General features: G+C 60.5%; 10 protein-coding genes and 4 pseudogenes. 13 read left to right on the top strand and 1 reads right to left on the bottom strand.

Features of this window, described 5'->3' with window-relative positions; translation table 11 throughout:
- From C9413_RS15720 to C9413_RS15660, 13 genes and pseudogenes are all read left to right on the top strand, one after another.
- Positions 1 to 394, top strand: a pseudogene (locus tag C9413_RS15720) (MFS transporter); the annotation flags it as partial.
- Between the two features lie 229 nt (positions 395 to 623).
- Positions 624 to 1,894 (top strand): annotated as a pseudogene (locus tag C9413_RS15715) (imelysin family protein).
- A gap of 46 nt (positions 1,895 to 1,940) precedes the next feature.
- A complete protein-coding gene (locus C9413_RS15710; RefSeq protein ID WP_039843642.1) occupies positions 1,941 to 3,479 on the top strand; it encodes a di-heme oxidoredictase family protein in 1,539 nt (512 codons plus the stop codon).
- Entirely contained in the window at positions 3,479 to 4,576 is a 1,098-nt protein-coding gene (locus tag C9413_RS15705) for an imelysin family protein (protein ID WP_039843641.1), read from the top strand. The genes C9413_RS15710 and C9413_RS15705 overlap by 1 nt, the downstream gene beginning before the upstream one ends.
- Before the next feature lie 4 nt (positions 4,577 to 4,580).
- Positions 4,581 to 5,672: a DUF1513 domain-containing protein gene (locus tag C9413_RS15700; RefSeq protein WP_039843640.1), complete on the top strand. Its 1,092-nt coding sequence runs from the start codon at positions 4,581 to 4,583 to the stop codon at positions 5,670 to 5,672.
- 131 nt (positions 5,673 to 5,803) lie between these two features.
- Positions 5,804 to 6,253 (top strand): PaaI family thioesterase, encoded by a 450-nt coding sequence (locus C9413_RS15695; RefSeq protein WP_039846585.1) that lies wholly within the window; start codon positions 5,804 to 5,806, stop codon positions 6,251 to 6,253.
- Positions 6,250 to 6,888 carry a 5'-methylthioadenosine/S-adenosylhomocysteine nucleosidase gene (locus C9413_RS15690; RefSeq protein WP_039843639.1) on the top strand — a complete coding sequence of 213 codons (639 nt, stop codon included), beginning with the start codon at positions 6,250 to 6,252 and terminating at the stop codon, positions 6,886 to 6,888. Before C9413_RS15695 ends, C9413_RS15690 begins: the two co-directional genes overlap by 4 nt.
- Positions 6,889 to 6,982: 94 nt before the next feature.
- Positions 6,983 to 8,545, top strand: coding sequence for a glutamine-hydrolyzing GMP synthase (guaA, locus tag C9413_RS15685; RefSeq protein WP_039843638.1), 1,563 nt, complete (start codon positions 6,983 to 6,985; stop codon positions 8,543 to 8,545).
- 291 nt (positions 8,546 to 8,836) lie between these two features.
- Positions 8,837 to 9,526, top strand: a pseudogene (locus C9413_RS15680) (Arm DNA-binding domain-containing protein); the annotation flags it as partial.
- A gap of 520 nt (positions 9,527 to 10,046) precedes the next feature.
- On the top strand, positions 10,047 to 10,349 hold the full coding sequence (locus C9413_RS15675; RefSeq protein ID WP_039843637.1) for a DUF1778 domain-containing protein: 303 nt from the start codon (positions 10,047 to 10,049) through the stop codon (positions 10,347 to 10,349).
- A gap of 3 nt (positions 10,350 to 10,352) precedes the next feature.
- Complete coding sequence (locus C9413_RS15670; RefSeq protein WP_039843636.1) at positions 10,353 to 10,865, top strand: GNAT family N-acetyltransferase; 513 nt, start codon at positions 10,353 to 10,355, stop codon at positions 10,863 to 10,865.
- Positions 10,866 to 11,587: 722 nt separating this feature from the next.
- A complete protein-coding gene (locus tag C9413_RS15665; protein WP_039843634.1) occupies positions 11,588 to 12,193 on the top strand; it encodes a type IV toxin-antitoxin system AbiEi family antitoxin domain-containing protein in 606 nt (201 codons plus the stop codon).
- Positions 12,186 to 13,054, top strand: a pseudogene (locus C9413_RS15660) (nucleotidyl transferase AbiEii/AbiGii toxin family protein). The gene C9413_RS15665 and the pseudogene C9413_RS15660 overlap by 8 nt, the downstream one beginning before the upstream one ends.
- Before the next feature lie 152 nt (positions 13,055 to 13,206).
- Here the strand turns inward: C9413_RS15660 and C9413_RS15655 are convergent.
- The gene (locus C9413_RS15655) at positions 13,207 to 13,956 is read right to left on the bottom strand and encodes a ferritin-like domain-containing protein (protein ID WP_348648779.1); all 750 of its coding nucleotides are present in this window, start codon (positions 13,954 to 13,956) and stop codon (positions 13,207 to 13,209) included.
- Between the last annotated feature and the right edge of the window lie 9 nt (positions 13,957 to 13,965).

The following is a 13,965-nucleotide window of genomic DNA, read 5'->3' as shown; positions in this document are numbered from 1 at the left end:
CTGCGACAAGGTGCTAGTCGACGCCCCCTGCACGGGCACGGGCACGTGGCGCCGCCGCCCCGATACCAAATGGCGGCTGACGGCAAAGAACCTCGACGAGCGCACGAGCCAGCAACAGGATGCTTTGAAGCAGGCGAGCGCCTTCGTGCGCCCAGGCGGCGAGCTGATCTACGTCACCTGTTCCGTGCTCCCGCAGGAGAATGAACAACAGGTCCGACGCTTCGCCGCCGAAAATCCGGCATTCTCCATCGAAAGCGCCCTGACTGCCTGGGATGAGCTTTTCGGCAAGAATGCACCGCGCCCGCGTTCGTCGGATGGTGAAACGGTTACGCTGACACCGGCATCGACCGATACGGACGGCTTCTTCTTCTGCCGGATGCGGCGTAAAGCTTAAGACGCCTGATGTGACGGCGCCTGCGCCGGACCTCCAGATCAGAAGTCGAACAATTGCACGCTACCAGTTCAATTTTCCGCCCTTTTCCAAGTAAAGTCCTTTCTGAACTGGCGTTTTTAAACAAGTTCCATTCTTAAAATCATTCCAAACTAGAGTGTTTGACACTGGTTTTCTTTTGCGCGAAGAGATTCGGGCGATTTCAGACGGATATCCGTCATAGGAGAGGATCATGAAGCTCAACAAGAATTTCTGCGCAGCTTTGGCGCTGGCGATAGCACCCCTATCCAGCCCGGCTCTCGCCGACACCGATGCTGCGGCCGTCGTGAAGCATTATGCCGAAGTGGCGCATGCGAAATACGAGGACTCACTGATCACCGCAAAGGCGCTCGACAAGGCGATTGACGCCTTCCTGAAAACGCCGAACGACGAGACGCTGAAGGCTGCCAAGGATGCGTGGCTTGCGGCCCGTGTTCCTTATCAGCAGACGGAAGTCTACCGCTTCGGCAATCCGATCGTCGATGACTGGGAAGGCAAGGTCAACGCTTGGCCGCTCGATGAAGGCCTGATCGATTATGTCGATGCCTCCTACGGCGCGGAGAGCGACGAGAACGCGCTCTATGTTGCAAACGTCATCGCCAACAAGACGATCAAGATCGACGGCAAGGATATCGACGCTTCCAAGCTGACGCCGGAGTTCCTGTCCGGCACGCTGCAGGAAGCAGGCGGCGTCGAAGCCAATGTCGCGACCGGCTACCATGCCATCGAATTCCTCCTCTGGGGCCAGGACCTGAACGGCACCGGTCCGGGAGCAGGCAGCCGCCCGGAACCGATTACGACCTCAAGAATTGCACGCATGGCAATTGCGATCGCCGCGCCCAATATCTGAAGTCGGTTTCCACGCTGCTGGTCTCCGACCTGCAGGAAATGACCGACAATTGGGTGGCTGACGGTGCTGCGACGAAGAACGTCGAAGCCGATCCGAAGGCGGGTCTCGTCGCGATTCTGACCGGCATGGGCTCGCTTTCCTACGGCGAACTCGCCGGCGAGCGCATGAAGCTCGGCTTGTTGCTGCACGATCCGGAAGAGGAGCATGATTGCTTCTCCGACAACACCTATAACTCGCATCTCAACGATGCGATCGGCATCGCCGCCGCTTACACCGGGGAATATACCCGCGTCGATGGAACGAAGCTGACCGGCCCGTCGCTGCACGATCTCGTTGCCGCGAAAGACAAGGCACTCGATACCGAAGTCGCGGGCAAGCTGAAGACGACGCTTGATGCAATGCACGCCATGGCAAAACGCGGCGAGACGGTCGAGAAGTACGATCAGATGATCGCCGAAGGCAACAAGGACGGCAACGCCGCCGTTCAAGCCGCTGTCGACGGTCTCGTTGACCAAACAAAGTCGATCCAGCGTGTTATCGCCGCACTCGATGTTGGCACGGTTCAGCTTGAAGGTTCCGACAGCTTGGATAAGCCTGACGCTGTCTTCCAATAAGCAAAAAGGCGGGCCGCTTCCAAACTCAAGCGGCCCGAACTCTGAAATGATCCATAATCCGGCTCGTCGCGTTTTTCTCTGCGCTGCTTTCTGCGCCACGCTTGCCGGCCTTCCGGTGGCCTTTGCCGCCGGTTTTAATCTCCCGACCAAACGCACCGATCTTTCCGATGCCGATTTGAAGCGCGTCGAGGCCGTGACGCGCCCGGCTAGTGATTTTTCCAAAGCCGAGCCATACGAGGCGATGCAGGCGGGTGCCGCCACATCGGTCGATCCGGTTACGCAGGATTCCTTCTCGCATATCTCGGCAAACATCCCCTTCGAGGAAGAGCAGAACTTCAAGCTCGGCAATGCACTCTTCAAGAAGCTCTGGGTTTCCGCGCCATCCTCGACACAGGCGTCGGATGGCCTCGGGCCGCTCTTCAATGCGCGCTCCTGCATGAGCTGCCACGTCAACGACGGACGCGGCAGGCCACCGGAAGGCGGCGTCAGCGCCACATCGATGTTCTTTCGCCTTGGACGAGCAGCGGCGACACCGGAAGAAGGAGCGACGATCGCAAATGCGAGCGCCGTCAATTTCCCGGACCCTACTTATGGTCATCAGTTGCAGGACCTTGCCGTGCCCGGCCTCGCCGCCGAAGGGAAGATGGCCATTCGCTATGCGGAAAAGACCGTTACGCTTGCCGGCGGAGAAACAGTCTCATTGCGCGCGCCGACCTACGAAGTGAAGGATCTTGCCTACGGCCCGCTCGATCCATCGACGACGATATCGCCGCGCGTCGCCCCGGCGATGATCGGGCTCGGCCTCATCGAAGCCATTCCAGCCGCCGACATCCTCGCGCATGCCGACCCCAACGACAAAGATGGTAACCGCATTTCAGGCAAGGCTGCCATCGTGCGTGATCATAGCACAGGCGCGGTCACCCTTGGCCGCTTCGGGTGGAAGGCACAGAATGCAACTGTGCGCGACCAGAGCGCTGCCGCCTTCTCCAGCGACATCGGCATATCGACGCCCGACCGGCCGGATGCACATGGGGATTGCATGCAGGCCGAGTTAAAATGCCAAAAAATGCCGACCGGCATTCAAAAGCGCCTGGGCAATGAAGAGGCACCCGGGCCTGTCCTCGATCTCGTGACCTTCTATTCGGCCAATCTAGCCGTACCGGCGCGGCGAAAGGCAAGCTTCCCCGAGACGCTGAGGGGTAAGGAACTTTTCTATCAGTCCGGCTGCATATCCTGCCACGTACCCAAATTCGTCACACGTAGGGATGCTGCCGAAAACGCTCAGTCCTTTCAGCTTATCTGGCCTTATTCGGATTTCTTGCTGCACGATATGGGCGAAGGTCTTGCCGATGGCCAGCAAGTAGGCCACGCAAGCGGACGTGAATGGCGCACGCCGACGCTATGGGGTATAGGACTGACCCGGACTGTCAGCGGACACAGCTTTTTCCTCCACGACGGCCGCGCCAGAAACCTTACCGAAGCGATCCTCTGGCACGGTGGCGAAGCCGAGAAAGCCCGCGATGCATTCTCCTCTCTGCCGAAAGACGATAGAGAGGCCCTGATCAGATTCCTGGAGTCCCTGTAATGCGCCTTTGGCAACCTCTCGTGCTTTCATTCATGCTCGTGTCATCGGCAATTGCACAGACTGCGTCGACGCCGACGGGGCTGAACGAGGAAGCGGTGCCTGGCGTGATGGCGCGGGCCGTCGACGAGGTGATCCGTCCAGGCTACCGCAACATGCAACAGTCTACCGCACGCTTGACGACGGCGATGAAGGACCTCTGCGACGGTGGCACACAGCAGACTTTAGATAAGGCCAAATCTGCTTTCGACGATACGATCCGCTATTGGTCGATCATCGAGATCGTGCAAACCGGCCCGGTGATGCACGACAATCTCTTCGAACACATCCTCTTCTTCCCAGATCGAAAGGGCGTCGGCCTTAGACAGGTACAGGCACTGCTCGCCAAGGCCGACCCGAAGGATGCAACGGTCGACGCGATCGGGGAAAAAAGTGTCGCCTTGCAGGGTCTGACGGCGCTTGAATACGTGCTTTACGGCAACGGCTCAGACGATCTCCTCAAACAAAAGAACGGGTTCCGCTGCCAATACGGCGCTGCTGTCGCGGGCAATATCCAGCGCGAGGCAGGCGAAGTCGTTGCGGCTTGGGAAAAGCCGGACGGCGTGCAGGCAAGCTGGAAACGTCCCGGTCCCCAAAGCGAAGATTTCATGGATAACAAGGAAGCGGTGACCGCGCTTCTCGGTATTCTTGTCCACGGCGTCGAAACCGTCCGCGATCAGCGGCTGGAGCTGTTTTACAAAGGCCGGGATGACACGGCTCCGCGCCCGCGCATGGCTATCTACTGGCGCTCGAAAAACACCTGGAAATCGATGACGGCAAACCTCGAGGGACTGCGTACGCTCTGGCAGAAGGCCGGAATGGCGGAACTTCTGCCTGCCGACAAGAAGCCCGTTGCTGATGCAATCGAGGCGAACTTCAAGACCCTGCTTGATACCGTCCCGAAGCTCAATCCGGATATCGACGTGGCAACCAGCGATGCGGAGAAAGCCAAGCTCGACGCATTTCTGGCGACGAGCCGTGAATTGATCACCCGCATCAGCGACGAATATGGCGGCGCGATCGGCCTTTCGGCCGGCTTCTCCTTCTCCGACGGGGACTGAGCCGATGTGGCGGAGCGCTGCGATCGACCGGCGCAGTTTCGTCAAGGCAGCAGGCCTCAGCTTTATCGCCGCATTGCAGCCGCGCGGGCTGCAGGCACTTGAGCGCGCGGACGCGGTTTATGCCTCGGGCATCCGCGCTGCCGACGGCTCCTTCGCGGTCGCGACCGTGACCGAACGCGGCGAAATCGTCGATCAGGTCGCCCTGCCCGCTCGTGCCCACGGCATGGCCTTCAGCCCAACCACCGGCAAGACCGTCGCCTTCGCTCGCCGTCCCGGCACCTACGCAATGATCTTCGATCCCTGGAACAGGGGTGAGCCGGTCGTTATCACCTCCGCCGAAGGCCGCCACTTCTACGGACACGGTACGTTTTCGCCGGACGGCCGGTTGCTTTATGCCAGTGAGAACGATTTTGACGGCAATCGCGGCATGATCGGTCTTTACGACGTGACAAACCGCTTCGCCCGCATCGGCGAGTTCCAGACCTACGGGGTCGGCCCGCACGATATGACCGTCTCCGATGACGGCCGCTGGCTTGTCATCGCCAATGGTGGCATCGAGACCCATCCGGATTTCGGCCGCACGAAGCTCAACCTTAGCAACATGCAGCCATCGCTGACGCTGATCGATGCGTCCAATGGCACGCTCGTCGAAAAACATGTGCTGCCGCGGCAATGGTCGCAGGTCTCGACCCGTCACGTCGATATCGACGCCGATGGCCGCGTGTGGTTTGCATGCCAGTACGAGGGCCACCGTCACGACCTGCCGCCGCTCGTCGGCCACTTCGCCAAAGGCGAGGAAGTAACCTTCATCGATCTGCCGGAGAAAACGACCCGCCAGCTCGGCAACTATGTCGGTGCCATTGCCGTCAACCGCAAGGACGCCCTGGTCGGCGTGACGTCGCCGAAGGGTGCATCGGCGATCATCGACGCCAACTCCGGCAAGGTCTTGGCCGAAGACATCATCCCCGACGCTGCCGGCATCGCACCCGCCCAACATGGATTTGCGGTCTCTTCCTATGACGGTGCGTTCCTTGCGACGCGCAGCAGTGTGGCATGGGATCAGCATATCGTCAGGATTGCCCGGGAGCGCGCTTGATCTTCAGCCAGTGCTTGCTGCGGACCGTCTTTGCGGCACTCGGCTCGATCGCATATCGGAAAGTGCTTCCCTTTCATCCTTGTCGAAACCGGCGCGCCGTGCCACTTTCGCGGTCGCAAGGGGACAAATGCATGAGCGTTAGGAACAACGGCGACTTCCGCGAACGGATCCGTCAGAATTTTGCCCGCCAGGCGGCGATGGAAACGATCGGCGCCGAGCTGACGCGCGTCGAGCACGGCGTGGTGGAGATCGAACTTCCCTTCGACGTCAAGCTCACGCAACAGCATGGCATTCTTCACGCCGGCATCATTTCGGCAGCTCTCGACAGCGCCTGCGGCTTTGCCGCCTACAGTGTCATCAACGCCGATGCCTCGATCCTGACGATCGAATTCAAGGTCAACCTGATGTCGCCTGGGCGCGGCGAGCGCTTCCTGTTTCGCGGCGAGATCACCAAACCAGGCTCCAATATCATCGTCGCCGACGGGCGCGGCTATGCGATCGGCGACGGACCGGCCAAGCTGATCGCCTCCATGACGGGAACGATGATGGTCGTTCGCGGCAGAGAGGGAATTACGGGATGAAATTCGAACTGAAGCCGATCGCCGGCAAGTCCATCCTCTTCGTCATGGCGGCGGAAGCCGAATATGGCCCCTTCCTGCGCTCCCGTTTCGAACCGCTGATGACGGGCGTCGGTCCAGTCGAGGCGGCGGTCGCGATGACGAAGACGCTTTCCCGCCTCGATCATGCCGACGACCTGCCGCAGCTTGTCGTCTCTCTCGGCTCGGCTGGTTCCGCGACGCTTGAGCAGACAGAAGTCTATCAGGTTTCTTCCGTTTCCTACCGCGACATGGATGCGTCGCCGCTTGGTTTCGAGAAGGGACACACACCCTTCCTCGATCTTCCAGCGGTCATCGATCTGCCGCTCCGCATTCCCGGTATTCCTGAGGCCAGCCTTTCCACCGGTGGCAACGTCATTTCGGGGGCGGCCTACTCGGATATCGCTGCCGACATGGTGGACATGGAAACATTCGCGATTCTGCGCGCCTGCCAGGGCTATAAGCTGCCGTTGATCGGCCTGCGCGGAATCTCCGACGGCGCTGAAGAACTGCAGCATATTTCCGGCTGGACCGAGTATCTGCACGTGATCGATCGCAAGCTCTCCTATGCCGTCGATGGCCTGTTCACAGCGCTCGAGGATGGTGTTTTCTGGTTCTGAAAGCCTCTAAGGCAGGGACAATCCGGACAATAAAATCCCGGCTCGCCCGATTTCCTGGATTGCCAGGACGGGTGCTTTTCATTAAAGGCTCGCCATGACCCAGACAGCACATCCCGACAGCGTTCTCATCGTCGATTTCGGCAGCCAGGTGACCCAGCTGATCGCACGCCGCGTGCGCGAGGCGGGTGTGTACTGCGAGATCGTTCCCTTCCAGTCTGCCGAAGAGGGCTTCAAGCGCCTTCAGCCGAGGGCTGTAATCCTGTCCGGCAGCCCGGCTTCGACGGTCGATGAAGGTTCGCCCCGCGCGCCGCAGATCATCTTCGACAGCGGCCTGCCGGTCTTCGGTATCTGCTACGGACAGCAGACGATGTGCATGCAGCTCGGCGGCAAGGTCGAGAGCGGCCATCACCGCGAATTCGGCCGCGCTTTCCTGGACGTCGACAAGGACTGCCCACTGTTCGAAGGGCTGTGGTCGAAGGGTTCGCGCCATCAGGTCTGGATGAGTCACGGCGACCGCGTCACGGCGCTGCCGGATGGCTTCGAGGTCGTCGCGACCTCCTCCAACGCACCATATGCTTTCATCGCCGACGAAAAGCGCAATTATTACGGCGTGCAATTCCATCCGGAAGTCGTGCATACCCCGGATGGCGCGAAGCTTATCGGCAACTTCATTCACAACATCGCTGGTATCAAGGGCGACTGGTCGATGTCGGCCTATCGCCAGAAGGCGGTCGAGCAAATCCGCCAGCAGGTCGGCGACAAGCGCGTCATTTGCGCGCTTTCGGGCGGCGTCGACAGCTCGGTCGCAGCTCTCCTAATCCATGAAGCCGTCGGCGATCAACTCACCTGCATCCTGGTCGATCATGGCCTGATGCGCAAAGACGAGGCAGCGAGCGTCGTTGCGATGTTCCGCGAGCATTACAATCTCCACTTGCTGCATGTCGATGCCTCGGACAGGTTCATCGGCGAGCTCGAAGGCGTCAGCGATCCGGAGACCAAGCGCAAGATCATCGGGCGCTTGTTCATCGAGACCTTCGAGGAAGAAGCCAAGAAGCTCGGCGGCGCCGACTTCCTGGGCCAGGGCACTCTCTATCCGGATGTGATCGAAAGCGTATCTTTCACCGGTGGCCCATCGGTTACCATCAAGTCGCACCACAATGTCGGCGGCTTGCCGGAGCGCATGAACATGCAGCTCGTCGAGCCGCTGCGTGAGCTCTTCAAGGACGAAGTGCGCGCCCTCGGCAAGGAGCTCGGACTGCGCGATAGCTTCATCGGCCGCCATCCCTTCCCGGGCCCGGGGCTCGCAATTCGCTGCCCGGGCGGCATCACTCGCGAAAAGCTCGACATCCTGCGCGAAGCCGATGCCATCTATCTCGACGAAATCCATAAAGCAGGTCTCTACGATGCGATCTGGCAGGCCTTCGCGGTGCTGCTTCCGGTCCAGACCGTCGGCGTCATGGGCGACGGGCGCACCTACGAGTTCGTCTGCGCGCTTCGCGCCGTCACCTCGGTCGACGGCATGACGGCGGATTTCTATCACTATGACATGGAGTTCCTCGGCCGCGCCGCAACCCGCATTATCAACGAAGTGCGCGGTATCAATCGGGTGGTTTATGACGTGACTTCGAAGCCGCCTGGCACGATCGAGTGGGAATGATTCAGGCCCATCCAAACGCCGCCGATTTTGCGCCACTGCACGACGTAAGTGACTGAAAACAAAAATAAATCCATTCAATAACTATCGGCAGCTATCGACGGGTATAGTTTGAGCCTGGCGGCCCGTCTGACGGGCCTTGGGCATATTGTTTAGCCGCATTTATGAAAGTACCGTCAGCGGCAATGAGGCTCGTGACGGTACTTTTTTCGTATTAAGCCATTGAATGCAATGGTCAATATCTGTCGCTGAGCCTGGATTTGTGCTGACGGTACTTTTCAGGAGGCAGTAGGGATGCTGACGGACGCGACCCTCAAGGCATTGAAACCAAAAGAGAAGGTGTACAAAGTCGCCGAGCGCGATGGCATGTATGTCCGCGTCATGCCCAGTGGAGCGATCTCATTTCGCTTGGACTACAGGCTCAACGGCCGCCGGGAGACTGTCTATCTAGGCAGGTACGGGCGCGATGGTATCTCGCTTGCCCGGGCTCGAGAGAAGTGCATCGACGCGAGGCGCGCCGTTGCCGAAGGACGGTCGCCTGCGATCGAGAAGCAGCGCGACAAGCGTCGCCTGAAAGAGGCGAAGAGTTTTGGAGAGTTCGGGGAGAAGTGGCTCACTGCGGCCCCGATGGCGGACAGCACGCGTGCTATGCGGCGTTCTATCTTCGAACGAGAGCTGTTACCTGTCTGGCGCAATCGTCTCCTGACGGAGATCACGCCAGACGATCTGAGAGCATATTGCGGCGGCATCGTTGAACGCGGTGCTCCGGCGACGGCCATTCATGTGCGAGACATCCTGAAGCAGATTTACGGCTTCGCCATCTTGCATGGCGAGAAGGTTGCCAATCCGGCCGACGAAGTCGGTCCAGCATCGATCGCAACCTTTGTGCCGAAGGACCGCTCGCTTTCGCCGTCTGAAATTCGGGTGATGCTGAAGCAGCTCGAACATGTCGCAACGCTTCCCACGATCCGTCTGGGAATGCGGCCACGGTTTCCGCTGCGGGTTCCGTTTCCGTGCTGCTTGCGGCTTGCGCAGCCGTGCTAGCTACATCCGGCGCGGGCAATGCCACCACCACGTCCGCCGTCGCTTCTCCGACGCTGCGGATTTCCCTATTCACCGTCGCATCCTCAGCCGTCTCGACCGTGACGGCCTTCGCCTTCTTCGCTGTCCTTGCCATTGTTCCAATCCTTTCCTTGGTTCAATGCCGGAGGCATGTCCCCGACATGCCTCCCGGGGGCGCGTGAGCGCTCGGCAGAGAGGGGGGCGGCTGCCGGCGAGCATGGCCGGGTTGCGACGCGAGCGGGGCGGATGGGAACCATTGGAGCGGTGACGGCTATCTGCCGTCTTGCGAGCGCGCTGCCCTGCCATGCGCAGGCGGCGGTCGCGGGGGAGAGATGGCCGAAACCATCTCTCCCCTGACGGTGCAGCAGGTTGTTGCACAATTGGTCGTTCTACTTGATTTTCCCGGCCAATGGCCGTACATCTGCTGGAAAGGAGAATATCGATGGTCCAATCTGCAGTACATCCGCCTCGTGGTCGGGTCCGTGGCGAGCGTCTTGAGACGCGCGTGACAGCCGACCAGAAAAGCCTTATTGAGCGCGCCGCGGCCCTCCAGGGCCGGACGGTGACTGATTTTGTGTTGTCCAGCGTCCAGGAGGCCGCCCGCCGGGCAATCGAAGAACATCAGCGTCTGGACCTCTCGGTCCGTGACAGCGAGACCTTCGTAGAAGCATTACTCAACCCGCAGCCGGTCAATGATCGTCTGCGTGACACGGTGCGTCGCTATCGCCAAACGACCGGCGTCTGACGGGTGGCGGGCGACATCGGAGAAGCCCCGTGGGTCGAGATCCTCGGTGCTCAGCACGACAGGTCTGCGTTTGAAAGTGGCGTCGAGCCGCTTGACCGGTATTTCCGGGTTCAGGCGGGTCAGGATGCCCGCAAGAACATGGCCGCGCCTTTCGTGCTGGTGCTGTCGGACGGTGCGGTCGCTGGCTACTACACCCTTTCGTCGACGGCAGTGAATCTCGGGGATCTGCCGGAAAAGGCAGTGCGGAAACTGCCGCGCTATCCGCTCGTTCCAGCGACTCTTCTCGGTCGACTTGCGATCGACCGACGCCACCAAGGCAAGGGCTATGGCCGGTTTCTGCTGGCGGATGCCCTCTTTCGGGCCGTCAGGAGCGAGATCGCGTCCTTCGCGGTGGTCGTAGACGCCAAGGATGAAAATGCGCGCCGCTTCTACGAGCGTGAAAGCTTTTTGCCGTTTCCCGACCAGCCAATGAAGCTGTTCCGGCCGATGGCGGACATCGAACAGCTCTTCAAATAAGAAATGGGGAAGGAAATTGCATTTTGGGATGGGCGCGGCGCGGCAAAAGAGAACATTCGGTCGTTTGAGACTGCGAAGACCTGGCGACCTTACGTCAGGATCGCCATTCTCGAGCGGCGCAAGGCTATTGCTGCATTCCCGCGAGATGTGGGCCGGTTGTTACGCAAAGCCATAAATCGCTTCGCGGCGGCGGTTTAAAAGGAGGCAGCTCCCGATGGTCAGGGTTCTGGAACAATGGCGGCTATTTGCCGCCCTGCGAGCGCGCGGCCCTGCCATGTGCAGGCGGCGGTCGCGGGGGGGGAGAGATGGCCGAAACCATCTCTTCCCACTTATCGGGTATTGCCCGGCTGCGCTCAGGCTCTGGTTGGTGGTGCTCCGTGGCGTGTTCCGGCCCTGAACGCAGAGGCGCGGTTAACGCACAGGACTCCCTTGGTGCAGCCGGGGCACTGGCGGGCAAGCAGGATGCCGGTAGCTTCGAGTCAGCGGCCGTCGCAGACATCGATCGCCTCGGCCAGAGTGACGGCGCGCCGCCGGTGCCGGTCATCGCGGAGAAGCGAGATCGGACGTGTCCGCAGCGACGGGCCGCGTTACCGAATGGTTGCTTTGAGCCTAGAGCTAGAGTGGTGGCCTCTTCGAGCTGGTACCTTGCCCCTCCACATGGGTAGTGATACAAATCCTCGGATAATAGATCCTATATTACGAGTTTCCGTATCGTGTCACCTATGTCCCAACGCCAGATCGTCCACGCCGTGCTGACCGCGCGCGGAATCTCGCGCTTGGCAGAACTGCGTGCGGCGGGCGTAACAGCCGCCACCGTGAGCCGCATGGAACACGATGGCGAAGTGCTTCGACTCGCGCGAGGGCTTTATCAACTTTCCGATGCGCCCCTCGACGCCAATCATAGTCTGGCTGAGGCCGCCAAACGGGTTCCCAAGGGCGTCGTTTGCCTCGTTTCGGCCCTGGCATTCCACGGTCTGACCGATCAGCTTCCAAGCCAGGTTTGGCTCGCCGTGGGTCAGAAGGACTGGTCCCCGAAGCCCGACAGCACGCCTATTCGGATCGTGCGTTTCACCGAAAGACTGCTCAATGAAGGTGTAGAGACCCATGTCGTCGAGGGTGTTCCCGTAAAGGTCTTTGGGATCGTCAAAACAATTGCGGATTGCTTCCGATATCGCAACAAGATCGGCCTGTCGGTGGCGATCGAGGGCCTTCAGGAAGCGCTTCGCCAGCGCAAAGCCACGGCAGGCGAAATTGTCAGGCAGGCCGAGCGTGGTGGTGTCTCCACCGTGATCCGGCCGTACATCGAGGCGCTGACTGCCAATGGCTAAGGAGATCAGGACATCGGCGCCTCGGTGCGCGCACGCCTGCTGCAACTCGCCAAGGCAAGTGGCCAGAGCTTCGACCTGATTCTGACCCGTTTCGCTCTTGAGCGGCTGCTATTTTGACTCAGCCGTTCACGTCATGCCGAGGGCTTCGTGCTAAAGGGCGCGATGCTAATGATGAGCTGGTTCGATGATCCGCACCGCGGCACGCGCGACCTTGATCTGCTGGGCTTCGGCGATCCGAGCGCTGAGCCGATGCTGGCGACATTTCGGGAGATCTTGGCGCAGGATTCCGGCGATGGCGTGGAGTTCGACGCCGACGCGCTCCGCGTCGACCGCATTCGCGAGGAGTTGGAATATGGGGGGCTCAGGCTGCGGACGACGGCCTCGATCAGCGGCGCCCGGATCGGCCTGACGATCGACATCGGCTTTGGCGATGCACTGGAGCCTGGTGCCGAAGAACTGGACTATCCTTCGATGCTGGACTTCCCAATGCCCCGGCTGAGGGGCTATGCGCGTGAAACCGTCATTGCCGAGAAGTTTCAGGCGATGGTGGCGCTGGGGCGCGCCAACAGCCGGATGAAGGACTTCTACGACATCTGGATTCTCAGCCGGTCGTTCGCTTTCGATCATGACAGGCTGCCACGGGCAATTGCCGCCACCTTCGCGCGGCGCGGGACAGGGATACCTCATGACCTGCCGGATGCGCTGACGCCGGCCTTCGCAACAGATGAACAAAAGCAGCGGCAATGGCGCGCCTTCGTTGCGGACGTTGCGCACAATCCGGGCGAGCTCGCCGATGTCGTGAGAGAACCAGCCGAATTCCTGACGCCGCATGCCGCCTCAGCATCGAGGATGGGCCGATGAGCGGCTTGATTTCAAGTGCTGGGCTGTGGGGCACGGAAAAGGCGGTCGCGTTGAGGCGGATACACGCCCCATCAACATCTTCCAGGCCCGATCGCGCCAGATATCATTGCCCGGGACGCGTATCGAGCCTGACGTTCGGGCCAGACGCTGGCTCAGGTGCTTTTGAGCGTGCCGTTCATCCCTTCCGGATAAAAGCCGCCCTTGCTCACTCCGTCCTTGTCGGTGAGGTAGACGATCCGGAGCACCTCTCGCGGCGTTCTGGTGAAGGCGATTGCGTCCGGCGTCGACGGCACGATGTTGGCTTTCCCGTCCACCTGGATGCCCTGGTCGTCGTCTTCCGAGCCGTCGATCTTGTCGCGGGCATCGGAAACGGCGTTCGCGGCCTTCCAGGCTTCCTCTCCCTTCCGGTACAGCGTCGATCGGGCCATTCCCATGTGATACGCCTCGACCGCCAGAATTCCTGCGGCGGCGGCGAGGAAGTCCTTGTCTTTCAGGACTGTCGCTGCTCCTGCATAGGCGGTAACGCCGACATCCTCGAACAGCATCCCGCCGAGAACGAAGTTCGTTTCATTGCCGAAGGGATCGAAGTCTGCACCGAGACCGGCCGCTTCCGCGACGGCCTTGAACCCTGCGTCGAAATCGATGGCCGGCCGGTCAACGGCGTTGGTTCCGAGCGTTTTGCGGTAGAAGCGGACATGCGCGAGTTCGTTTTCGGCGACTTCCTGCATGAATTCGCCGATGGCGGGCGTCTCGAAAGAGACTTGCTTTCCGCCAACGACGTCGCCGGGTTTCGAACCGGCATCGGCTGCGTCGATGCCTTTCCCGGTGGTGCCGCGGAGGTAGTATTCGGCCTCCATATACTCAAGGTTGAGCGCAAAGCGGAAAATGTCCTCGTCCGATATGTCCTGTGC

It is taken from the genome of Rhizobium sp. SEMIA 4085 (genome assembly GCF_013004495.1).
Classification (GTDB): Bacteria; Pseudomonadota; Alphaproteobacteria; order Rhizobiales; family Rhizobiaceae; genus Rhizobium; species Rhizobium gallicum.
Note: the sequence above shows the minus strand (reverse complement) of the source record. Positions and strands in the feature narration are given on the sequence as shown.